Below are 19,345 nucleotides of genomic sequence, written 5' to 3'. Positions count from 1 at the left end.
GGTTACCGTGATTGTATCCGTTGGGGAGGTCCTCATAGATTTCATAGCCCTCCAAGAGGGGAAGCTTAAGGATGTGAAGTCCTTCGAGAAGCATCCAGGTGGTGCTCCTGCAAACGTTGCGGTTGGTCTTTCAAGGCTCGGCGTTGAGAGTGCGCTGGTAAGCAAGGTTGGCGACGACCCCTTCGGGGACTTTCTGCTTGAAAGGCTCCGTGATGAGGGGGTGAGGATATACATATCCCGGGACGATGAAAAACATACTGGCGTTGTCTTCGTTCAGCTCATCGGTGCCAAGCCGGAGTTCATCCTCTACGACGGTGTTGCCTACTTCAACCTGAAGCCGGAGGACGTGGAGACGGCCCTCCTAGAAGGCGCAGAGGTCGTTCACTTCGGTACCGTGCTCTTCGCCAGGGAGCCCTCCCGCTCGACGCTCTTCGGGATTCTGGAGGAACTGAAGGGAAGGGTTCCGCTGAGCTATGACGTCAACATAAGGCCCGATCTCTGGCGCGGAAGGGGGGGCGAGATGCTCCGCGATATTGAGAGGGCCCTCGGGCTGGCGGATATAGTTAAACTCGGCGATGGGGAGATGGCGTACCTCAGAAACAACGGAATAAACCCCGAAGACTTCGACTTCAAACTGCTCGCGGTGACTCTGGGTGAGAAGGGCAGCGAGCTGATGAGTGGAGGCGCTAAGGTTCACATCCCGGCTTACAGAGTCGAACCGGTTGACACAACCGGCGCCGGGGATGCCTTTACGGCCGCCCTCCTGGCTGGTCTTCACTACTCGAACCTGCTCGGTGATGGGACCATCGATGAGGAGCACCTCAGAAAAATCGGCCGCTTCGCAAACCTCGTAGCGGCGCTCTCAACGACCCTTAGAGGGGCCTGGAGCGTTCCAAAAATGGAGGAAATAGTTCTGATGAAAGAGGTCAGGGAGCTCTACCAGTGCTCCAGCAGGTAGTCCTTCTCCTCAAGGAATACCTTCGCCCTCTCCTCTATCAGTTTTTCGGCCTCAAGGGTGCTCATGTCCATCGTTCTCCTGATGAAATCAGCCGTCTTTGCGAAGTACAGCGGCACGAGGGGTTCCGCCTCGGTTAGAATTCCGTTTTTGTACGCCACCGCCCCGTCGTAGAGAACGTGGCTCCAGAGCCTGTCGTCGAACTCGAAGGTCTTGAGAACCTCCATTACTCCCTTGAGCGTCTCTTCGCCCAGTGCCCTCTTCAGCACTGGCTCGTGCTGGGCAAAGAGCTCCTTCGCCCTTATCTCGAGGAGCTCCAGGGTCACCTTTACAGGCTCGGGTTCACCTTTCTCAAGCTCCCCGAAGACCGGAACGGGCTCTATCGTTCTCACGTCCTTCCAGACGTTCTCGTACTTCTCCATCAGCATGAACAGCGTTCCGACGACCTGGTTGAACATCGGGCCGAGTGATGCCGCCGGATCCTTGGGGTCGTGTATCTTCATTCCAAGGGCCGTCTGGGTGATCTTGAAGCCCCTCGCTATGGCCGTCGTCGTCAGAAATATGTCCACGCCGAAGCGCGCCACATGGGTCTTCCAGACCTCCTTGTCCTCGAGGTAGACCTCCATGAGCTTTCTGCTCACTCCAAAGTCCCCTCCTATCGGCTGCCTGACGTTCTTCCCGTAGAGCGAGGCCGTCATAGGGTAGGCTATGTTGTTGGTTATCGTGCCGTCCCACTTGTGCCTTATGTAGAGCGGCGCCACGAAGTCGTAGCCCTCCTCGATGGGCTTGGCGAAGCGGTATATCCACTCGGGGGTTATGCTCCTCAGGTCGCTGTCCACGAAGACGAGCGCATCGGCGTCCCTCTCGAGGGCAAACTCCATGAGTTCCTTCATGGCGCTGCCCTTTCCAGGAATCGGCCAGCTGTAGACGAAGCTGTGAACCTCGACACCATCTGGAACCTTCGTCCCCAGAACCGCCTCCCTCGTCCCATCGGTACTTCCTCCGTCAGCGTTGACGACGATTCCTCCACCGAAATACTTCTTCAGCCCCTCGGCGGCCTGCTTAACGACAAAAGAGATTGTTTCCGCGTTGTTGTAACTGGGAATTCCAACGATGACCCTCATCTCTTCCACCCCATAAATTTACAACCATTTAAAGTGGTTTATTTTGAAAAGGATTATATACTTTTTGCCCCTACTCCCTTGGGGGATCCCCATGGAGCTGAAGGTCGGAGTGATAGGCTGCGGAAACATATTCAATCTTGCCCACAAGAAGGCCCTCAGGGGAATCGAGGGCATCAGGGTCGTTGCATGCATGGACATAGACCCGAAACGGGCCCGCGAGGGTGCGAAGGAGTTTCGGGCGAAGGCGTTCACGACTCTCGACGAGTTTTTGGATACAGAGATTGACGTCGTTGAGGTGCTCACGCCAACTTACACTCACGCAGAACTTGCCGTTGAGGCCCTCAAGGCTGGAAAGCACGTGATAGTGGAGAAGCCGATAGCTCTCACCGTTGAAGAGGGCGAGAGGATGATAAAAACCGCCGAAAAGGAAGACCTGCACCTCTTCGTTGGTCACGTGAGGCGATTTGACAAGAGATGGATGCAGATGAAGGAGGTCATAAAGAAGCGCAACCTCCTTCCCATGCACATCAGAAAGGCCGAAGTCCAGAACCTCCCCTTCCCCAGGGATTACTGGTACTGGGACGAGAACAGGAGCGGCGGTGTCGCCGTTGACCTCGGAGTTCACGTCACGGACTTCCTGCGCTGGTTCTTCGAGAGCGAACCTGTGAGCGTCTACGCCGTTGGGAAGTCCATCAAGGAGGAGGCGAGGGCCAACGGGACGTTCGACCACTTCATGATGATGATAAAGTTCGAGGGAGGAAAGACCGGCATAGCGGAGGTCAGCTGGGCCTACCCCTACCCCTCGCGCTACGGTGTCTTCTACCACCACGTTGACATCATAGGGAAAAACGGCAGGATACGCTACACCCCGCTGGATACTCCCGTGGTCGGCGTCGCCAAGGCCAACTTCGAGATGCCGCGCTTCTCACCGCTCCTCTCAACCTTCCCCGACGCCTTCGAGAGGGAACTGAGGCACTTCTTCAACTGCATTAAGGGGAAGGAAGAGCCAGTGGTTACCGCCGAGGACGCCCTGATAGCGCTGAAGATTGCTGAGAGAGCAAAGGAGAGCGCCCGCAAGGGGGAGGTGGTTGAGGTATGAAGAAGCTCAACTTCGGAATAATAAGCTACGCTCATCCCCACGCCCTTCGTTTTGCCTCCACTATCGCGGGGGGCAAGGGAACAAAACTCGTGGCCATATCCGGCGATGGAGCCAACCCGGACGTTGCACGCGCCGAGGCGAAGAAGTACGGGGCGAAGTTCTACAGAAACTACGAGGCACTCCTGAGGGATGAGAACGTCGAGGCGGTTTACATAGCAATCGAGACCTACAGGCACAAGGAAATAGCCATCAGGGCCGCTGAGGAGGGCAAGCACATACTCCTTGAGAAACCCATAGCCCTGAACCTCAGGGATGCGGACGAGGTTATAAGGGCCGCCAAAAAGGCCGGTGTAAAGCTCATGCTCCCGTTCAACCCCAGGTTCACGGAGCCCCTCGTGAAGGCGAAGGAGATGATCGATGCCGGCGAGATAGGCCCCATTGAGTACATCCAGACGATTTCGGAGAACGTTAAGCCTCCGATATTCCTTCAGGGCCTTGACATGGGCTGGTTCTTGGACGCGAGTAAGTCCGGCGGCGGGGGCTTCATGGACACGGCACCCCACGGTGTTGACTCCCTCCTCTGGCTCACGGGGGACCTCCCCAAGAAGGTCTACGCGGACATAGGCGCCAAGATATATGGCTTCCCTGTGGACGATATAGGCACCGCCGTCCTTGAGTTCAGAAAGGGTGTTCTGGCCGTTCTCACTGCCGGATGGGGCAACCCGAGGGGCTACTCCTACGGCATCGAGATAAAGTACTACCTCGTCGGCAGGGATGGATTCCTCGACGTGAGAACTGCCTACCCGGACTTTACGGTCTACCAGGACAGGGCAGAGAAGATATACTGGGACAGGCCTGACGTGAGGGGGATAGTGAGTTCCTTCACCAGGGCAGTTCTGAAGGATGAGAACGTTCCCATAACCGGCGAGGATGCGAAGAAGAACCTGGCGATAATCCTGGCGGCCTACGAGTCGTCCAGAAAGGGGAAAACCGTGAAGCCCAGGGTTTAATTCCAAACTTTTACTTTTTTGTAATACAACCACTTTTAGTGGTTCTAAACACAAATCTTATATATGTTGTTCACATAAGTCCGTTGAAGTACCTTACTTTAGGGATAGGGTGATGCCCCATGATTAGGAGGTTGTTTGGTGTTCTGTTGGCGGCGGTTGTGTTGTTCGCCGTAGTGTTCAGTGGCTGTATCTCCCCCGGAGGGGAGGAGAAGGTAACAGTGACGTTTCTGTCAACCCAGCTGAACCCGCCCGAGGAGAGGGCCTTCGTCCAGGAGGACCTTCTGAAGGGGTTTACATCGGACACGAACATCGAGGTTAATTTCGTCCCGATTTCCTACACGGACATGGTTACGAGGCTCGAGGGCGAGATGCAGACTGGAAAGGTCACCATCGACGTCATAGGTGACCTCCACGGCGGTATGGACTACATGGCCTCGAAGGGCTGGCTCGAGGACCTCAGCACGATGCCCAAGCTCGAGGGAAGGACCTTCATCAGCACCTTCGAGCAGTACTCCTACATCCGCGGCCAGAAGGCCTACGTGCCATGGATGAGCGCCACCTACGTTATGGTCGTTAACAAGGAGGCCTTCCAGTACCTGCCGGAAGGGCTTACCGAAGAGGACGTCATGAAGGGCACCGACAAGTGGACCTACGATGCCCTCCTCCAGTGGGCCAAGAACCTCAAGGAGGCCAAGGGACAGCCCGAACTGGGCTTCCCGGCCGGACCGAAGGGACTCTTCGTCAGGTTCCTCCACGGCTACATCTATCCGAGCTACACCGGCTACCAGGCGAAGGAGTTCGACAGTCCAGAGGCCGTTGAGATGTGGGACTACCTCAAGGAACTCTGGCCCTACGTGCACCCGTCGAGCACCACCTGGGACGCCATGGCCGACCCGCTCTTGAAGGGCGAGGTTCTCATAGCCTGGGACCACACAGCGAGGATTAAGAACGCCATAGAGACCAAGCCGGACCAGTTCGTCGTCGTGCCGGTTCCGAGGGGACCGAAGGGCAGGGGATTCATAGTCGTCCTCGCCGGCCTTGCCATACCGAAGGGAGCACCGCACAAGGACGAGGCCTGGAAGCTCATCGACTACCTCACCAAGCCAGACACCCAGGTCAAGGTTCTGGAGAAGGTTGGATTCTTCCCGACAGTTGAGGAGGCCAGCGGAAAGCTGCCCGAGGGACCGCTCAAGATACTCGCGGAGGGTGTCAAGGCTCAGGCGAGCACCGAAGATGCCCTCGTCGTCATGATACCGAACCTCGGAGACAAGGGAGGACAGTTCAAGGAGTACTACAAGCAGGCCTTCGAGAGGATAGTCCTCAACAACGAGGACCCGGCGACGGTAACCAAGGAGATCAAGCCCGACCTCATAAAGCTCTTCGAGGACGTTGGAGTGCCGGTGCCGTGAAGGAGGAGTTCCCATGGAACGGCGCTCTCTCGTTCCCTATCTTTTAATTTTGCCGGCTTTCGCGTATCTGCTGTTTTTCGTTGGATATCCTCTCGTTCAGGCCCTCTATCTGGCCTTCACCCAGAACGGGGCGTTCTCTCTGGAGGTATGGCGGAGAACCTTTAGCGATTACTACTTTTGGAGCGCGTTTAAATACACAATCCTTCTCGCGGGTATCATAGTCCCGACCCAGGTTGCCCTTGCCGTTGTTCTGGCCCTCCTGATGAACCGCGTTTTCAAGGGCAAGGACGCCGCCCTCTACGCCCTCATAATTCCTCTCACCATAAGCGACGTGGCGGCCGGTTTGATATGGTACTCCATGCTCTCCCCCTACGGTTTCATAAACAAGCTTCTCATGAACCTGGGGCTGATAAGCCAGCCGATATACGTATTCGGCTACGAATACCGCATGAGGGAGTTCTTCGCGATAGTCATAGCCGAGCTTTGGCGCTCCACGGCGATAGTCTTTGTGATAATCCTGGCCGGCCTTCAGATGATAAGCAAGGAGTACATCGAGGCTGCCGAGGTCTTCGGGGCGAGCTACTGGACGAGGCTCAGGCGCATCGTTCTGCCGCTCCTGAAGCCCAGCATCCAGAGCGCCCTCATAATAAGGACGCTCTTCGCGATGCAGATCTTCGGTATCGTCTGGATACTGGCAGGCAGGGACATCCCGGTTCTCGCCGGTGAGGGCTACTACCAGCTCACGGAGATAAAAGACGCCGGCGTTGCATCGGTATACGCCCTCGTGATAGCGGGTCTCTCCATACTGCTCGGTGCGCTGTACATCAAGTTCCTCCGCGCTGAGTATCTGGAGGTGGGAGAATGAACGACGAGACAAAGTACGCCCTCAAAAAGGTGGGGTTCTACACCGCCGTTTTCACGGCCGCGGTCTGGATAGTGATTCCGATAATCATCTCCTTCCTCTACGCCTTCACCAGCAAGGCCGACTACTACGACCCGACCAAGATAATCCCGACGAGCTTCACGAGCGAGTACGTTCACACGATACTCTTCACCCTCGGCGCGTGGGACGGAATAAAGAACAGCGTCATAGTGGCGGTGCTCACCATCATCATAAGCTTCATCCTCGGCGTCCCGGCCGGGTACTCTATAGCCAAGTACATGTTCCCGGGCAAGGACCACATAAAGCTCTCCATCGTTGCCCTCAGGATGTTCCCGATTCCGGTCATGGCTATACCGCTCCTGGTTCTCTACATAGACCTCCATCTGGCGGATACTCTCCTTGGAGTGGCGCTGGCCCACACGGCAATGGCGCTCCCCTTCGTCGTCCTCATAACCTCGAGCATCTTCGCCGGAGTATCCAAGGAGTACGAGGAGGCCGCGATGGTTTTTGGCCTTACCCGGTTCGGCTCCTTCAGGAAGATAACTCTTCCCCTGGCCCTTCCGGGGCTGGCCGCTGCCGCTATGTTCACCTTCGTCATGAGCTGGAACGAGGTCTTCGTTGCCTCGATTCTCACCCTCAACAACAGAACCCTTCCGGCTCAGATACTCTCGATAATGGCCGGCTCCAGCGGCGGTGCCGCGCCGGACTACTACAAGTTCGCGGCGGCCTTCATAATGACCCTCCCGGCGATGCTGTTCATCCTCTTCGCCAGGAGGTATCTGGTCACAATGTGGGGTATAACGCTCAAGTGAGGTGTTACCATGGTTGAGGTCAAGCTTGAGGGAATAACCAAGAGGTTTGGGGACTTTGAGGCCGTTAAGGACCTCACCCTCACGATAAAGGATGGGGAGTTCCTCGTGCTCCTCGGGCCGAGCGGCTGTGGAAAGACGACGACGCTGAGGATGATTTCTGGCCTTGAGACGCCCAGCGAAGGCAAGATATACTTCGGCGATAGAGACGTTACATACCTGCCCCCCAAGGACAGGAACATCTCGATGGTCTTTCAGAGCTACGCCGTCTGGCCGCACATGAAGGTCTTCGACAACATAGCCTTCCCGCTCAGGGTGAAGAAGTATCCCGAGGACGAGATAACGAGGCGCGTCAAGTGGGCGGCCGAACTGCTTCAGATAGAGAGTCTCCTCGACCGCTACCCCGGACAGCTCAGCGGTGGCCAGAGGCAGCGTGTGGCCGTCGCCAGGGCGATAGTGGTTGAGCCAGACGTTCTGCTCATGGACGAGCCGCTCAGCAACCTGGATGCAAAGCTCAGGGTGGCGATGCGCGCCGAGATCAAGAAGCTCCAGACGAAGCTGAACGTCACGACCATCTACGTCACCCACGATCAAGTCGAGGCAATGACCATGGGAGACAGGATAGCGGTTATGAACAAGGGCCGGCTCCTCCAGGTGGGTCCGCCCACGGAGGTTTACCTCAAGCCCAACTCCCTCTTCGTGGCGACTTTCATAGGCGCTCCCGAGATGAACATCCTCAGCGCCGCGGTCACCGAGAGGGAGGGGCTGGCGCTCGAAGGGGATGGCTTCATCGTCCCCCTACCGGAGGACTTCAGGGAGCTACTTCTTGACTACATCGGGAAAGACGTTCTCCTTGGCATAAGGCCAGAGCACATGACGGTGAAGGGGGTCTCCACCCTCGAGCACGTAACCAGAACTGCGGAGATAGATGGGATCGTGGATTTCATCGAGGCCCTAGGGACGGACACGATAGTCCACGCCAAGGTTGGGGGAAACATAATCAAGATAAAGCTGCCAGGACATATACCCCTCCCGGTCGGAGAAAAGATTAAAATAGAAATAGACCTTGACAATATCCATATCTTCGACAGAGACACGGAGAAAGCGATAATCTGAGGCCTGCCTATGGACGAGAAGGAGATAAAGTCCCTCCTCCGCGAGTTTGGCCTTAACGAGTACGAGGTTAGGGCTTACCTCACCCTAATCAGAAACGGGCCGTTAACCGCGGGAGAGCTCGCGACGCTCTCGAAGGTTCCCCAGCCCAGGATATACGACGTAATAAGAACGCTCATGGCCAAGGGATTCGTCACGACGAGCCAGGGCAGACCCAAGCAGGTCATTCCCCTCAATCCGGAAAGCGTCATGAACGCCATCAAGCAGCGGTACGACGAGAGGATAGAGGCCCTCAAATCCGCCCTCGAGGAGATTTACACACCTCACGGCGAGATAGGCAGCGTAATCGTGGTTAAGAGCCGCATAACTCTGGAGGACTACATCAGGAAGGCGATAAAGAACGCCAGATTTCACATGAGCATTGCAGTTCCCAGGGAGTTCCTGAAGAGGCTGGAGAAGGAACTGAGGGAAAAGAAGGACAACAACGTCCGCATAAACCTTTTCCTTTACGGGGAAAACGACGTTCCACCCGTGGCCAACGAGATACGCATCAGAGACGTGCCCGATCCAATAATCATAATTCAAGACCGGGACATGGGAGTATACCTCCCCTACGAGGCCTTGAGCGGTGGCAGCTCCCTCCACGGCTACGGCCTTATAATCCAGGACAACAACCTGCTCTTCATGCTCGACCGCTACTTCTATCACGCCCTATGGCCCACCGGCAGGGTCGTTTATCGTGAGGAGCGCGAGCTCAAGCTTCCGAGGGAGTACATACACATAAGGGAGCTGGTCGCCGACCTGAAAACCTTTGGACTCGCCGGCATGCGCGTGGAGGTCATCGGAAGGTTCGTACGTTCAGGGGAGCCGGTCCATCTCACGGGCACCATCGTTGAGTTTTTTGAAGACGAGCACAAGGTCATATCCAACATAACCGTCGAGACCGAAGAGGGGACTAGATACGTCGTGGGCGGCTGGAACGCTTCCCTGGAGGACATAGAGGCCGAGAGGATAATACTCTTTGAGTGAGCTCTCTCCACTGGAGGAGGGTGAGATGGACGCCAAAACAGCCGCATTGGAGGTTATGAACTCTGCAATTGAAAGCGCCGACCCCTACCGGGCAGTGCGCAGGAGCATTAACGTCGATGGAAACCGCATGGCCGTTTTTGGAGAGGAGTTCCCCCTGTCTGGAAAGGTGTATCTTCTGGCCTTCGGCAAGGCCGCCTGCTCCATGGCAAGGGCCGTCGTTGACCTCCTTGGGGAGCGGATTGAGGAGGGAGTAATAATCACCAAGTACGGCTACGCAGAGGACTGCCCTAAAATGGAAAGGCTGAAGGTCATCGAGGCGGGACATCCCGTTCCAGACGAGAACTCCCTCCTGGGCGGAAGGCTCGGCCTCGAGCTGGCCGAGAAGGTGGGGGAGAACGACGTCCTTCTCGTCCTTATCTCCGGCGGCGGGAGTGCACTCTTCCTCCTCCCCGAGAGGGGGATAACCCTGGAGGACAAAATCAGGACGAACGAGCTCCTTCTGAAGAGCGGGGCAAAGATATACGAGATAAACACAGTGAGAAAGCACATCTCGGCAGTCAAGGGAGGCAAGCTGGCGAAGCGCGTGAGGGGGACTGTGATAAGCCTGATCCTCTCGGACGTCGTCGGCGACCCGCTCGAGGCAATAGCATCGGGCCCAACCGTAAAGGACCCAACCACCTTCGGAGACGCCTTCAGAATTCTGAAGCTCTACGGCGTCTGGGAGAAGCTGCCGGAGAGCGTTAAAGCTCACATCGAACTTGGACTTGAGGGGAAGGCGGAGGAGACCCTCAAGGAAGACCTCCCAAACGTCCGCAACTTCATCGTCGGGAGCAACACCCTCGCCTGCGAATCCGCCTTGGCGAAGGCGAGGGAGCTCGGCTACAACGCATTGCTTCTCACCACGACCCTCGAAGGCGAGGCCAGGGAGATAGCCCTGGCGATAGGCTCGATAGTCCAGGAGATAGCCAGGTATGACCGACCGGTTCCAAAGCCGGCCGTCCTGATAGCCGGCGGCGAGTGGACGGTGACAATCGAGGAAAAGGCCGGCCTCGGCGGGCCGAATCAGGAGTTTGCCCTGAGTATTGCCAGAAAGATAGATGGGCTGAACGCTGTTGTTTTGGCGGTCGATACCGATGGAACGGACGGGCCAACCGATGCTGCCGGCGGGATAGTGGACGGGAAAACCCTCGGACTTCTCAGGGAATCGGGAATAGACGTCGAGGAAGTCCTCAGGAGGCACGACGCCTATAACGCGCTGGAAAAGGTCGGCGCGCTCCTCAGGACTGGGCCAACTGGAACCAACGTGAACTCGCTGATGGTGGCGGTGGTTCCAAAGGAACGCCAGTAAATTTACAGCTCCACGAACTCCCAGCCTTCCCTGTGGGTCTCTATTCCCTCCGCCTTCACGCGTAGGGCCCTTATCTCCTTCTTCAGCCCCCACAGAAACTCTTCAAAGGCCTCCTCGTCGGTCAGAACCTCGTAGCTTTCCGGGTACTCATCGCGGAGGAGTTCCTGGAATTCCCTTCCCGACGCGCGGAGGTTGAGCACTTCGAAGAAGTAGTAGTCTGCGAAGCCCCTCGTGTCCTCTACTATGGCGGAGACGTCCGTTATCTCCGGGATTATGGGGCTGACGAAGACGTACGTTTTTATGCCCGCCTCGTGGAGTTCCTTAAGGGCGTTAACCCTCGCCTCGTGGACCGGTGTCAGCGGTTCAAACAGCCTCTTTTCTCTCCCCCTAAAGCCGTTTATCGTGAGGCCGACCTCTATCGTCCGGAACTCCTTGAAAATGTCAATGTCCCGGGTTACCAGAGGGGACTTGGTGAGCACCGAAAGTTCGTTCCTCTTGTCCATGTACCTCAAAACCCTTCTCGTAAGCTTTAACTCGGCTTCTATCGGTTGGTACGGATCGCTCACCGTTGACATGACGACGCTCCCAGAAACGTGCTTTCTCGCCAGGTCGGGCGCGTTGGTCTTGACCTCGACCCAGCTCCCCCATCTCCCGTAGTCCTTCCACCTCGTCAGAAACTTGGCGTAGCAGTATTCGCATGCGAAGGCGCAGCCGACGTACTGATTGATCGCCCACTCCACACCCGGAATCTTCGATTTGGTGTAGATGCTCCTGGCGCGCCTCTCTATAACCCGAACCTTCATAAGGACTTTTTATCCATTCTCCTTAAAAGGTGAGCGGCATGAGGTTGAGGGTTCGCCGTCGGCCGGTTAAGTATGCAAGGCTCGAGGTAAGGCCGGACGGAACGGTTGTTATCACCGCCCCGGATGGCTTCGATGTCGATAACCTGATCGAGAGGCACCGCGGCTGGCTCGAGGGCAAGCTGGCCGAGATAGGTGAGCTCAGGGAGATTGCGGAGTCCGGTTTCCCTATCAACGGTGAGTTCTACCAGGTCATCCACGGGAGAAAGCCTAAAGTTCACGAGCGGTTCAAGACCGTCGTCCTCTCCCCCAACCCCAACGATATGGTCGACTGCCTGAAGAAGATTCTCCGAAGGGAGCTTCTGCCCCTCGTGGATTCCTACGCCCACAGGATGGGAGTGGAGCCAGGAAAGGTCTACATCAGGCATCAGAAGAGCCGGTGGGGGAGCTGTTCCCCCAAGGGGAACCTGAACTTCAACGTTCGCCTCATAGCCCTCCCCCGGGAGCTTAGGGAGTACGTTGTAATCCACGAGCTCGCCCATCTGAAGCACATGAACCATTCGAAGGCCTTCTGGGAGCTCGTCGGGGAGTTCTACCCTGACTACAAAAACGCCAGAAAGGAGCTTAAGAAGTGGTGGACGATAGTCGAGCTCAATCCCTACTGGAAGTGGTTGGCCAGGGGCGAGGTTTAGAAATGGGGCGTATAAAAGCCGGGAATCTGCTCAAGCTCCTTGCACTGATGGCCGACGAGATAATCGTTGGCATCTTCATCTTCCTGATACTCCCTCGAATGGGCGTGGAGATTCCCCTATGGGCGGGTCTGCTTGTGATGGCAGTCCTCTTGGCCAAGGACTTCCTAATAGCGCCCTTCGTTCTCGGCGGGGGAGCAGACAGGAAGCCAGAGGCCGGCCCCGAGAGGCTGATAGGGAGAACCGCCCTCGTTGTCGAAGACCTTTCCCCCGAAGGGGTCGTTAAGCTCGATGGCGAGCTCTGGAAGGCGGAGTGCTTGAACGGAACCGTCAAAAGGGGCGAAAAGGTTAGAATAGTCTCAGTCAGGGGCACTAGGGTGCTCGTGGAACGCCGAGGGTAGCGAGGACCCTGGCGACCTCCTCCGGGTTGTTGGTCGTGAACGAGACCGTCCAGCCACTCTTCTGATGTATCGTGACGCAGCCCCTGGCAGGCAGGTTGAAGTGTATCGTCCCGTAGCAGGACGTCCAGCCCTCGCCGACCCTAAAGCTCGCAATGTTCTCGATGGGAACCGTCTTCCTGACTATGAGTCCGATGATACCCCTTATCCTCAGCTCGCGCTCGTCTATCTCGATTTTAATTGCCATGACATCGAGGAGCAGAACTGCAACCCCCACCGTGGCCGCGAGCATTATTTCGGCACCCTCCCCTGCCTGGTACGTCGCGTAGAGGCCCGCGAACATCGCGAGGATTGGAACCAGCATGATGATCTGGAAGGCCCGGCTCGTCAGGGTTTCCTCGTAGAGTGCCATGTCCTCACCGAAGGGAGTTCTCCGCTATCCCTTTAAAGTTTGGCCTCCAAACTTCTCCGGTGGTAAGATGGTAAGGACGATGCCCGTTGACAGGCTGACCGATGATGATGTCAGAGAAATCCTGACGAAGTACAGAAAGATCGCCCTCGTGGGCGCTTCACCGAAGCCAGAGAGGGATTCCAACGATGTGATGCGCTACCTTCTCGAACACGGCTACGAAGTCTATCCAGTCAACCCCCGCTACGATGAAGTCCTTGGAAGAAAGTGCTATCCGAGCGTTCTCGATATCCCCGATGATGTGGATATAGTCGACCTCTTCGTGAGACCCGAGTTCACGATGGACTACGTCGAGCAGGCGATAGAGAAGGGTGCGAAGGTCGTCTGGTTCCAGTTCAACACGTACAACAGGGATGCGTTCAAAAAGGCCAAGGAGGCTGGCCTAACCGCGGTTGCCCACCGCTGCATAAAGCAGGAGCACGCGAGGCTCCTTTAGCCCCGATACCTCAGCACGTGGATGTCCCTGACGAGTCTGTGCCTCTCCTCGTAGTCGGTGTACCTTCCAACGACCTCGAAGCCGAGCTTGGTCAGCCACTTCCTTTCCTTTCTGTATATTCCCCCTCCGCTCAGCCTGTAGGCTGGGAAGACGAAGACCACCTTTCCGTTCCTCTTGAGAACCTCACTAAGGCTCTCGAAGACGGGGTAGTAGAGTCTGTCCAGCTCGTTGGCGAGCTTTATCGCCTCGCCTCTGCTGGGATTCCTTTTGAGAGGTTTTCCGAGGTAGGGCTCGGTAACTATCGCGTCGAACCGCTGGCGGAAGCAGCGCTTCAGCTTCCTCGCGTCGCAGACCTCGAGGTGAGCCGAGCTCTTCAGACGGAACTCCTTTCTGAGCCATGCGAGGTTTTTCTTGGCGTCCCGTATTCTCTCCGGGTCGCGGTCGCTTCCGTAGGCACTCAGCCCCTGGAGGACGAACTCCTGAACTATCGTCCCTATCCCGCAGAAGGGGTCGAGGAAGGAGCCCTTCCTCACCTCCGTCAGGTTCACCATTATCCTCGCGAGCCTGGGCGGGATAGAAAGGATGGGCCTCTGAACGGGCCTCTCCACGTCGAGCTTCTTCAGCTCGAACGGGTCTGTAACCTTCACTGTCTCGCCGACCCAGAAGCTCCCGTCCTCGCGGAAGAGGAAGACGAAGTCCTTAACTTCTGGAAAGCCCTTGAGGATAAGTTCGGCGGGCATGGCATAAACCTTAGCGGGCTTGAAGAACTTTGACGAGCCTTCCGCCTTGAACTCCCTCTTTATCGCGCTCCCCAGCTTCCGCCAGAGCTTCCAGTCGTTCTCACCGTAGAGGCTGACCGTGAAGAGCCTCGCGTATTCGAGGTCGCCTATGGCACCCTCCCCTTCGCCGACTATCCGAACCAGTTTGAGTGAGCCCCCGAGCCAGTGGAAGTACCTCTCAACCTTGGGGCTCGAATTGAATACCATCCAGTCACGGTTGGAGTCGATGATTCCAACCTTTAGGTTGAACCTTCTCGCAAACGCATGAAATTCCGCTTCACTCAGGAGGGGATTCTTTCCGAATATCACGGCGTACATAGTCGTTCACTCCGCTTACGGTCTTAAAAACGTTCCGAGGGTTAGGTTAATAAGAAGAAGCGCGTAATATACTAAATGAGGATTCGGGTAAAATCTACAATCCAATGGGGGATATGTCGTATGATTGCCAAAGAGGTGCTGGCCTCCGTTGAGGTAATTCCAGACCCCTATATAAAATCTGCAACTTATGCTAAAATTGGTGAGAGATTAGCCAAAGCAAGGGACAACCTCTACAAGACCGCTTTTCTCCGCGCAATTGAGACTGCCAAGGAGATAGAGGATCCGGTGACGATGTTCCGGGCGCTTCTTTCCGTTGGATACTCAATGGGCCGCGCGGGGCTCAAATCCGCCAAGAGAATATACCAGGGGGTTCTTGAGGATTCCAGGATGCTTCCGAAGGCCCAGAGGGATCTGATAATGCAGAGTGCCGCCGGCTACATGCTGGCTCTCGGGGAGGTTAACGAGGCGATAACCTACGCCCTGGAGATAGAGAACCCCAAGGCCCGGAACGAGATGCTCCTTGAAATACTGCGCGTCAACACCAGGATGATAGGAAAGGAGCACCTAAAGGTGGCATACAGGCTCAGGAAGAGCAAGCTAATCGTGGACTACATAGATTCCGAACCCTATCGCTCAAAGGCCATGCTGGAGCTGATAAAGGCCTATCTGTTCCTGGACAGCTACGAGAACGCCATATCTCTCCTTCGGGAGATTCAGGTTAAGGACTGGGCCAAGCAGGCCTTCAAAGAGGTCGCTTTCTATCTGAAGGAGAAGGACGTGCTCGGTCACTACATAGACGCTCTGGAGACGGTTGCCAACGACCTCATCGGAAAGTTTGGAAGAGACTTCACGGTGGAGCTGGCTTTTGTATTCGCCCTCAGCGGTGAGGGTGTGCCCGCCCTCGACCTCATAAGGCGCCTTGAGAACAGCGACTCCATCATCGTCGAGATGGCCCTGGAGCTCCTTGAAAGGGACCACGATGTGCTGCCCAGCTTCATCTCCGCCATGAGGGAGGAAGAGGTGGCCCTAGTCGGGAAGGTCGTCATGAACAAAATCCTCGAGAACCCGAAGAAGGGCAGCTGGGCGATAGTTAAAGCCATCGGAAATGGGACCTCCAGCGAGGAGGTCTGGGCCAAGATAGCCCGCTACCACGTCCTCAAGGGCGAGCTGGAGGGGGCGATGAGGATAGGAAGCCTCATACAGAACGAAAGACTGCGCTCGATAATAATGGCCGACGTTGCCCACCACCTGGTCAAGAGGGGAGAGGTCGAGAGGGCCATCGATGCCGCGCTTGAGGTCAGGAACCCGAGGTTCTCTTCGATACTGGTCTCAGAGATACTCATCAAGGCCCTGGAGCAAGAGCTTCCGGGGAGGGTTAAGTCATGGAACGGCTCAAGGCACTGATAGGGAGAAAGGAAGACAGGGTTGACTTCGTCAGCTACCTCATAACCATCCTCCTGACGAACAAGGAGCTTTACTCCGACGAGATACTGTTCAGGGACGCCGTCGAGGAGATATACCGAACCCTCCGCTCAGAGGTGGTGGATAACGGCAGAAAGGACTTGATTGACGCCTACGAGAAGGCGGTTCTTCTGAGGGCGGTCGTTTCCGGCTCGATTGAGGCCCCCGATAAGCTTTTACTCGAGATAAAGAAAGGACTCACCCGGTGGGAGTGATGCTGTTCGAGGTCAAGGTCCCAACCGAGGAGAAGTTCCAGATAGTGGATATAACCGAGCAGATTCAGCACCTCGTGTGGAAGAGCGACGTGACCAGCGGCATCGCCGTCGTCTTTACCGCCCACACCACAACTGGCCTCGCCATAAACGAGAACGAGGCGGGGCTTATTCAGGACATCAGGGCAAAGATGAAGGAACTGATTCCGAAGGGTGCCGGCTACGCCCACGACCGCATAGACAGCAACGCCCACTCACATCTGAGGGCGACCCTCCTCCTGAACCCCGAGGTCGTCGTACCGATAGAGAACGGCGAGCTGCTCCTTGGAACCTGGCAGAGAATCCTTTTCATCGAACTGGACGGTCCGAGGCACAGGAAGGTTCTGGTGAAGATTTGCAAGTGCTAAACGTACTGGGCGTAGTACGCCAGCCTCTCGAGCAGATCGTTGAACCCCTCGTAGGTGACCAGCGAGAGGGGTATTGCCTCCTGCTCAAGGCGCTTCTTTATGACCTCCTGGATTTCCTCAACCTGCTCCCTTGGCACGAGGTCTACCTTGTTGATAACGACGATTATCGGCTTCTCGTAGCGGAACTTGAGCATGTGGTGGAGCTTCTCCATACCCCTGTGCAGGCCGACCGTGGCATCGACCATGTGGATGACTATGTCCGAGGAGACTATCTCGTCGATTATCTCCCGGAACTTCTCCTCGCTCAGGACCTTGCCCCTCAGCTCCCTCTGGGGGTCGAAGAGGCCGGCTGTGTCTATGAGCACGAACTCGTCGGCACCACCGAGCGGGTTCTTCATGCTCTTCGGTATCTTGAGCTTTCCGAAGCGCCGTCTTATCGTCCCCTTGGTCGTTCCGGGGAGGTTCTCCACCTCGGATATTTTACCGCCTATGAGGGCGTTCATGAGCGTTGACTTGCCGACGTTCTCGGCACCGATAATCGCAACCTTTATCATACCCTCACCCCACAGATATTTACAAGGTTGGCCTATAAAGGTGATGAGCATGCCCAAGCGGGTCAAACTCGGTCATCATTATTATTACATCGTTACGGTTGATGAGCTGAATTCCGGCGGTTTTCGCGGTAAGAACGTCGTCATCGAGGGCACCATCGAGGACAAGCCTCTGGTGGAGTTCCTTCCCATGGAGTTACCTGGCTACAGGACGACCTTTAAAGTTTCCGGCCTCAGGGTGGAGTTCTCGGGAAGTCCGTGCCTCGGAAAGGGCGAGTGGGTAAAGGTCTACGGCCGCTTTCTCGGTGACTGCATAATGGCGAGCGCCATCGAAACCGAAAGGGCCGTTTTCACGACGGAGGAGTGAAAATGTCCATTCTCGACCTTTTTATTGAAGCCGGAAACCTGAAAAAACTTCCCAGAACCGGCTGGCTTCTCCGGGGCGTTTCAAACCCCGAGAGCATAGCGGACCACAGCTACCGCGTTGCCCTGATAACTCTTTTTCTGGCCGACGAGCTAAAAGCGAGAGGCGTTGAGATAGACGTTGAGCGGGCCCTCAAGATAGCGGTTCTTCACGACCTCGCCGAGGCTAGAGTCACCGACATACCCCTGACGGCGCAGTACTACCTCGACAAGGGCAAAGCCGAGAAGAAGGCTGCGATGGAGCTTTTCATCAGAACACCGGACCCGAGGGAGTACTTCAGGCTCTGGCGCGAGTATGAGGAGGGGCTTAGCTTGGAGGGCAGGCTCGTGAAGTTCGCCGACAAGCTGGAGATGCTGGTTCAGGCCCACGAGTACGAAAAGGCCGGCTTTAGAGACCTCGACGAGTTCTGGGGTGCGCTGGATTCCCTCAGGGAGAGCGAGTTCTACGAGCACTTCCGGGAACTCATCGAAGAGCTCGCCGGGTTGAGAAAACAAAACCGTTAACGTTAATTCTTTTGTTTGCTCAAAATGTTTAAATACACGATTCTGCCCATTCTATTGGTGGTTCCAAATGAGGTGGAAAGGCATACCTCTGATTGCGCTCTTCCTGCTCTCCGTTATCGCGGCAGGCTGCATAAACGGCTCTGAGAACTCAGGGCTCAAGGAGGCAACCCTCGTGGTCTTCCACGCGGGTTCGCTGAGCATACCCTTCCAGCAGCTTGAGAAGGAGTTCTCGGATTACGCTGAGAAGAACCTCGGCTACAAGGTGACCTTCCAGGACGAGGCCAGCGGTAGCGTCGCTGCGGTGAGGAAGGTTACCGACCTGGGCAAGAAGGCCGACGTGGTCGGCGTTGCGGACTACACCCTCATTCCCCAGCTCATGATTCCCAACTACACGGACTTCTACGTCATCTTCGCCACCAACGAGATAGTTATAGCGTTCACTGACAAGAGCAAGTACGCGGACGAGATGAAGGCCCACCCAGAGAAGTGGTACGAGATACTGGCGAGGGACGATGTTTCCTTCGGCTTCTCGGACCCGAACCAGGACCCCTGCGGCTACCGCTCCGTCATGGTCATGAAGCTGGCCGATTACTACTACGACAAACCGGTATTCGAGACCCTGGTCGAGAAGAACACGAACATATACTTCAACGGGAGCATGGTGGTCGCCCCCAAGGATATCCAGATAAAGAACGACAGGGTCGTCATAAGGCCCAAGGAGACTGACCTTACCGCCCTCGTCGAGAGCGGAAGCCTCGACTACTTCTTCATCTACAAGAGCGTGGCCGAGCAGCACAACCTCAGCTACATCACCCTCCCGAACGAGATAAACCTCAAGGACTTCAACAAGGCCGACTTCTATGGAAAGGTGAGCATCTACATCGGTTCCACCGGCAAGGTCATCAAGGCCAAGCCCATCGTTTACGGCGTTACCGTTCCGAAGGACGCGCCCAACAGGGAGCTGGCGATGGAGTTCCTCAAGTACCTCCTGGGCGAGAACGGCAGGCGGGTCTTCCAGGAGAACCACCAGGACTTCATCTGGCCGCCGGTTGCCTTCGGCAACGTTCCGGAGGAGATCAAGGACGAGGTCAAGGTTGAGGGGTGAGGTTTTTATCTCCT

General features: G+C 56.3%; 23 protein-coding genes. 18 read left to right on the top strand and 5 right to left on the bottom strand.

Going from position 1 to position 19,345, the window contains the following annotated elements; translation table 11 throughout:
• The first annotated feature begins 7 nt into the window (after window positions 1–7).
• Window positions 8–958 carry a carbohydrate kinase gene (locus tag CDI07_RS06680; protein ID WP_088180874.1) on the top strand — a complete coding sequence of 317 codons (951 nt, stop codon included), beginning with the start codon at window positions 8–10 and terminating at the stop codon, window positions 956–958.
• Here CDI07_RS06680 and CDI07_RS06675 read toward each other — a convergent pair.
• Window positions 937–2,079 carry a glycosyltransferase gene (locus tag CDI07_RS06675; RefSeq protein WP_088180873.1) on the bottom strand — a complete coding sequence of 381 codons (1,143 nt, stop codon included), beginning with the start codon at window positions 2,077–2,079 and terminating at the stop codon, window positions 937–939. The genes CDI07_RS06680 and CDI07_RS06675 overlap by 22 nt on opposite strands.
• 91 nt (window positions 2,080–2,170) lie before the next feature.
• On the opposite strand from CDI07_RS06675, the gene CDI07_RS06670 reads away from it, so the two are divergent.
• The 8 genes from CDI07_RS06670 (at window position 2,171) to CDI07_RS06635 (ending at window position 10,779) form a co-directional block, all read left to right on the top strand.
• Window positions 2,171–3,178, top strand: a complete 1,008-nt coding sequence (locus CDI07_RS06670; protein ID WP_088180872.1) for a Gfo/Idh/MocA family protein — start codon at window positions 2,171–2,173, stop codon at window positions 3,176–3,178.
• Window positions 3,175–4,188 carry a Gfo/Idh/MocA family protein gene (locus tag CDI07_RS06665; protein WP_088180871.1) on the top strand — a complete coding sequence of 338 codons (1,014 nt, stop codon included), beginning with the start codon at window positions 3,175–3,177 and terminating at the stop codon, window positions 4,186–4,188. Before CDI07_RS06670 ends, CDI07_RS06665 begins: the two co-directional genes overlap by 4 nt.
• Window positions 4,189–4,310: 122 nt before the next feature.
• The gene (locus tag CDI07_RS06660; protein ID WP_394335170.1) at window positions 4,311–5,597 is read left to right on the top strand and encodes an ABC transporter substrate-binding protein; all 1,287 of its coding nucleotides are present in this window, start codon (window positions 4,311–4,313) and stop codon (window positions 5,595–5,597) included.
• Between the two features lie 13 nt (window positions 5,598–5,610).
• Window positions 5,611–6,462, top strand: a complete 852-nt coding sequence (locus CDI07_RS06655; RefSeq protein WP_088180869.1) for a carbohydrate ABC transporter permease — start codon at window positions 5,611–5,613, stop codon at window positions 6,460–6,462.
• Entirely contained in the window at window positions 6,459–7,292 is an 834-nt protein-coding gene (locus CDI07_RS06650) for a carbohydrate ABC transporter permease (protein ID WP_088180868.1), read from the top strand. Before CDI07_RS06655 ends, CDI07_RS06650 begins: the two co-directional genes overlap by 4 nt.
• Window positions 7,293–7,301: 9 nt before the next feature.
• A complete protein-coding gene (locus CDI07_RS06645) occupies window positions 7,302–8,405 on the top strand; it encodes an ABC transporter ATP-binding protein (RefSeq protein WP_088180867.1) in 1,104 nt (367 codons plus the stop codon).
• A gap of 9 nt (window positions 8,406–8,414) precedes the next feature.
• Window positions 8,415–9,431, top strand: coding sequence for a TrmB family transcriptional regulator (locus tag CDI07_RS06640; RefSeq protein WP_088180866.1), 1,017 nt, complete (start codon window positions 8,415–8,417; stop codon window positions 9,429–9,431).
• A gap of 25 nt (window positions 9,432–9,456) precedes the next feature.
• Window positions 9,457–10,779 carry a glycerate kinase gene (locus CDI07_RS06635; protein ID WP_088180865.1) on the top strand — a complete coding sequence of 441 codons (1,323 nt, stop codon included), beginning with the start codon at window positions 9,457–9,459 and terminating at the stop codon, window positions 10,777–10,779.
• Between the two features lie 2 nt (window positions 10,780–10,781).
• Here the strand turns inward: CDI07_RS06635 and CDI07_RS06630 are convergent, their stop codons facing one another.
• Window positions 10,782–11,582, bottom strand: a complete 801-nt coding sequence (locus CDI07_RS06630; protein ID WP_088180864.1) for a radical SAM protein — start codon at window positions 11,580–11,582, stop codon at window positions 10,782–10,784.
• Between the two features lie 38 nt (window positions 11,583–11,620).
• Between CDI07_RS06630 and CDI07_RS06625 the strand changes: the two genes are divergently transcribed.
• A complete protein-coding gene (locus CDI07_RS06625) occupies window positions 11,621–12,271 on the top strand; it encodes a M48 family metallopeptidase (protein ID WP_088180863.1) in 651 nt (216 codons plus the stop codon).
• A 2-nt stretch (window positions 12,272–12,273) separates the two neighbouring features.
• Complete coding sequence (locus tag CDI07_RS06620) at window positions 12,274–12,669, top strand: NfeD family protein (RefSeq protein ID WP_394335160.1); 396 nt, start codon at window positions 12,274–12,276, stop codon at window positions 12,667–12,669.
• Here the strand turns inward: CDI07_RS06620 and CDI07_RS06615 are convergent.
• On the bottom strand, window positions 12,641–13,078 hold the full coding sequence (locus tag CDI07_RS06615; RefSeq protein ID WP_088180862.1) for a hypothetical protein: 438 nt from the start codon (window positions 13,076–13,078) through the stop codon (window positions 12,641–12,643). The genes CDI07_RS06620 and CDI07_RS06615 overlap by 29 nt on opposite strands.
• A gap of 67 nt (window positions 13,079–13,145) precedes the next feature.
• On the opposite strand from CDI07_RS06615, the gene CDI07_RS06610 reads away from it, so the two are divergent.
• Window positions 13,146–13,571, top strand: a complete 426-nt coding sequence (locus tag CDI07_RS06610; protein WP_088180861.1) for a CoA-binding protein — start codon at window positions 13,146–13,148, stop codon at window positions 13,569–13,571.
• Here CDI07_RS06610 and CDI07_RS06605 read toward each other — a convergent pair.
• Window positions 13,568–14,668, bottom strand: a complete 1,101-nt coding sequence (locus CDI07_RS06605) for a TRM11 family methyltransferase (protein WP_088180860.1) — start codon at window positions 14,666–14,668, stop codon at window positions 13,568–13,570. The two genes, CDI07_RS06610 and CDI07_RS06605, sit on opposite strands and share 4 nt — an antisense overlap.
• A gap of 120 nt (window positions 14,669–14,788) precedes the next feature.
• Between CDI07_RS06605 and CDI07_RS06600 the strand changes: the two genes are divergently transcribed.
• The 3 genes from CDI07_RS06600 to CDI07_RS06590 are packed head-to-tail and all read left to right on the top strand — an operon-like array spanning window position 14,789 to window position 16,748.
• Window positions 14,789–16,072 carry a prenyltransferase gene (locus tag CDI07_RS06600; protein ID WP_088180859.1) on the top strand — a complete coding sequence of 428 codons (1,284 nt, stop codon included), beginning with the start codon at window positions 14,789–14,791 and terminating at the stop codon, window positions 16,070–16,072.
• A complete protein-coding gene (locus CDI07_RS06595; protein WP_088180858.1) occupies window positions 16,051–16,344 on the top strand; it encodes a hypothetical protein in 294 nt (97 codons plus the stop codon). Before CDI07_RS06600 ends, CDI07_RS06595 begins: the two co-directional genes overlap by 22 nt.
• Window positions 16,344–16,748, top strand: a complete 405-nt coding sequence (locus CDI07_RS06590; RefSeq protein WP_088180857.1) for a secondary thiamine-phosphate synthase enzyme YjbQ — start codon at window positions 16,344–16,346, stop codon at window positions 16,746–16,748. The genes CDI07_RS06595 and CDI07_RS06590 overlap by 1 nt, the downstream gene beginning before the upstream one ends.
• Here the strand turns inward: CDI07_RS06590 and CDI07_RS06585 are convergent.
• Complete coding sequence (locus CDI07_RS06585; protein WP_088180856.1) at window positions 16,745–17,302, bottom strand: Era-like GTP-binding protein; 558 nt, start codon at window positions 17,300–17,302, stop codon at window positions 16,745–16,747. The two genes, CDI07_RS06590 and CDI07_RS06585, sit on opposite strands and share 4 nt — an antisense overlap.
• A 49-nt stretch (window positions 17,303–17,351) precedes the next feature.
• On the opposite strand from CDI07_RS06585, the gene CDI07_RS06580 reads away from it, so the two are divergent.
• The 3 genes from CDI07_RS06580 (at window position 17,352) to wtpA (ending at window position 19,331) form a co-directional block, all read left to right on the top strand.
• A complete protein-coding gene (locus CDI07_RS06580) occupies window positions 17,352–17,666 on the top strand; it encodes a hypothetical protein (protein WP_058938761.1) in 315 nt (104 codons plus the stop codon).
• A gap of 2 nt (window positions 17,667–17,668) precedes the next feature.
• The gene (locus CDI07_RS06575; protein WP_088180855.1) at window positions 17,669–18,226 is read left to right on the top strand and encodes an HD family hydrolase; all 558 of its coding nucleotides are present in this window, start codon (window positions 17,669–17,671) and stop codon (window positions 18,224–18,226) included.
• A 67-nt stretch (window positions 18,227–18,293) separates the two neighbouring features.
• Window positions 18,294–19,331, top strand: coding sequence for a tungstate ABC transporter substrate-binding protein WtpA (gene wtpA, locus CDI07_RS06570; RefSeq protein ID WP_088180854.1), 1,038 nt, complete (start codon window positions 18,294–18,296; stop codon window positions 19,329–19,331).
• Window positions 19,332–19,345 lie beyond the last annotated feature (14 nt).

The organism is Thermococcus sp. 5-4 (assembly GCF_002197185.1).
Classification (GTDB): Archaea; Methanobacteriota_B; Thermococci; order Thermococcales; family Thermococcaceae; genus Thermococcus; species Thermococcus radiotolerans.
The sequence above is the reverse complement of the archived record's forward strand: the minus strand, read 5'-3'. Positions and strand labels throughout refer to the sequence as shown.

Excerpts from the sequence above, each read along its gene's own strand:
- CDI07_RS06635 (WP_088180865.1), top strand. The coding sequence starts at position 9,457 with ATGGACGCCAAAACAGCCGCATTGGAGGTTATGAACTCTGCAATTGAA.
- CDI07_RS06625 (WP_088180863.1), top strand. The coding sequence starts at position 11,621 with ATGAGGTTGAGGGTTCGCCGTCGGCCGGTTAAGTATGCAAGGCTCGAG.
- CDI07_RS06675 (WP_088180873.1), bottom strand. The coding sequence starts at position 2,079 with ATGAGGGTCATCGTTGGAATTCCCAGTTACAACAACGCGGAAACAATC.
- CDI07_RS06615 (WP_088180862.1), bottom strand. The coding sequence starts at position 13,078 with ATGGCACTCTACGAGGAAACCCTGACGAGCCGGGCCTTCCAGATCATC.
- CDI07_RS06655 (WP_088180869.1), top strand. The coding sequence starts at position 5,611 with ATGGAACGGCGCTCTCTCGTTCCCTATCTTTTAATTTTGCCGGCTTTC.
- CDI07_RS06645 (WP_088180867.1), top strand. The coding sequence starts at position 7,302 with ATGGTTGAGGTCAAGCTTGAGGGAATAACCAAGAGGTTTGGGGACTTT.
- CDI07_RS06670 (WP_088180872.1), top strand. The coding sequence starts at position 2,171 with ATGGAGCTGAAGGTCGGAGTGATAGGCTGCGGAAACATATTCAATCTT.
- CDI07_RS06640 (WP_088180866.1), top strand. The coding sequence starts at position 8,415 with ATGGACGAGAAGGAGATAAAGTCCCTCCTCCGCGAGTTTGGCCTTAAC.
- CDI07_RS06605 (WP_088180860.1), bottom strand. The coding sequence starts at position 14,668 with ATGTACGCCGTGATATTCGGAAAGAATCCCCTCCTGAGTGAAGCGGAA.
- CDI07_RS06595 (WP_088180858.1), top strand. The coding sequence starts at position 16,051 with ATGGAACGGCTCAAGGCACTGATAGGGAGAAAGGAAGACAGGGTTGAC.
- CDI07_RS06630 (WP_088180864.1), bottom strand. The coding sequence starts at position 11,582 with ATGAAGGTTCGGGTTATAGAGAGGCGCGCCAGGAGCATCTACACCAAA.
- CDI07_RS06580 (WP_058938761.1), top strand. The coding sequence starts at position 17,352 with ATGCCCAAGCGGGTCAAACTCGGTCATCATTATTATTACATCGTTACG.
- CDI07_RS06650 (WP_088180868.1), top strand. The coding sequence starts at position 6,459 with ATGAACGACGAGACAAAGTACGCCCTCAAAAAGGTGGGGTTCTACACC.
- CDI07_RS06590 (WP_088180857.1), top strand. The coding sequence starts at position 16,344 with ATGCTGTTCGAGGTCAAGGTCCCAACCGAGGAGAAGTTCCAGATAGTG.
- CDI07_RS06575 (WP_088180855.1), top strand. The coding sequence starts at position 17,669 with ATGTCCATTCTCGACCTTTTTATTGAAGCCGGAAACCTGAAAAAACTT.
- wtpA (WP_088180854.1), top strand. The coding sequence starts at position 18,294 with ATGAGGTGGAAAGGCATACCTCTGATTGCGCTCTTCCTGCTCTCCGTT.
- CDI07_RS06600 (WP_088180859.1), top strand. The coding sequence starts at position 14,789 with ATGATTGCCAAAGAGGTGCTGGCCTCCGTTGAGGTAATTCCAGACCCC.
- CDI07_RS06610 (WP_088180861.1), top strand. The coding sequence starts at position 13,146 with ATGGTAAGGACGATGCCCGTTGACAGGCTGACCGATGATGATGTCAGA.
- CDI07_RS06585 (WP_088180856.1), bottom strand. The coding sequence starts at position 17,302 with ATGATAAAGGTTGCGATTATCGGTGCCGAGAACGTCGGCAAGTCAACG.
- CDI07_RS06620 (WP_394335160.1), top strand. The coding sequence starts at position 12,274 with ATGGGGCGTATAAAAGCCGGGAATCTGCTCAAGCTCCTTGCACTGATG.
- CDI07_RS06665 (WP_088180871.1), top strand. The coding sequence starts at position 3,175 with ATGAAGAAGCTCAACTTCGGAATAATAAGCTACGCTCATCCCCACGCC.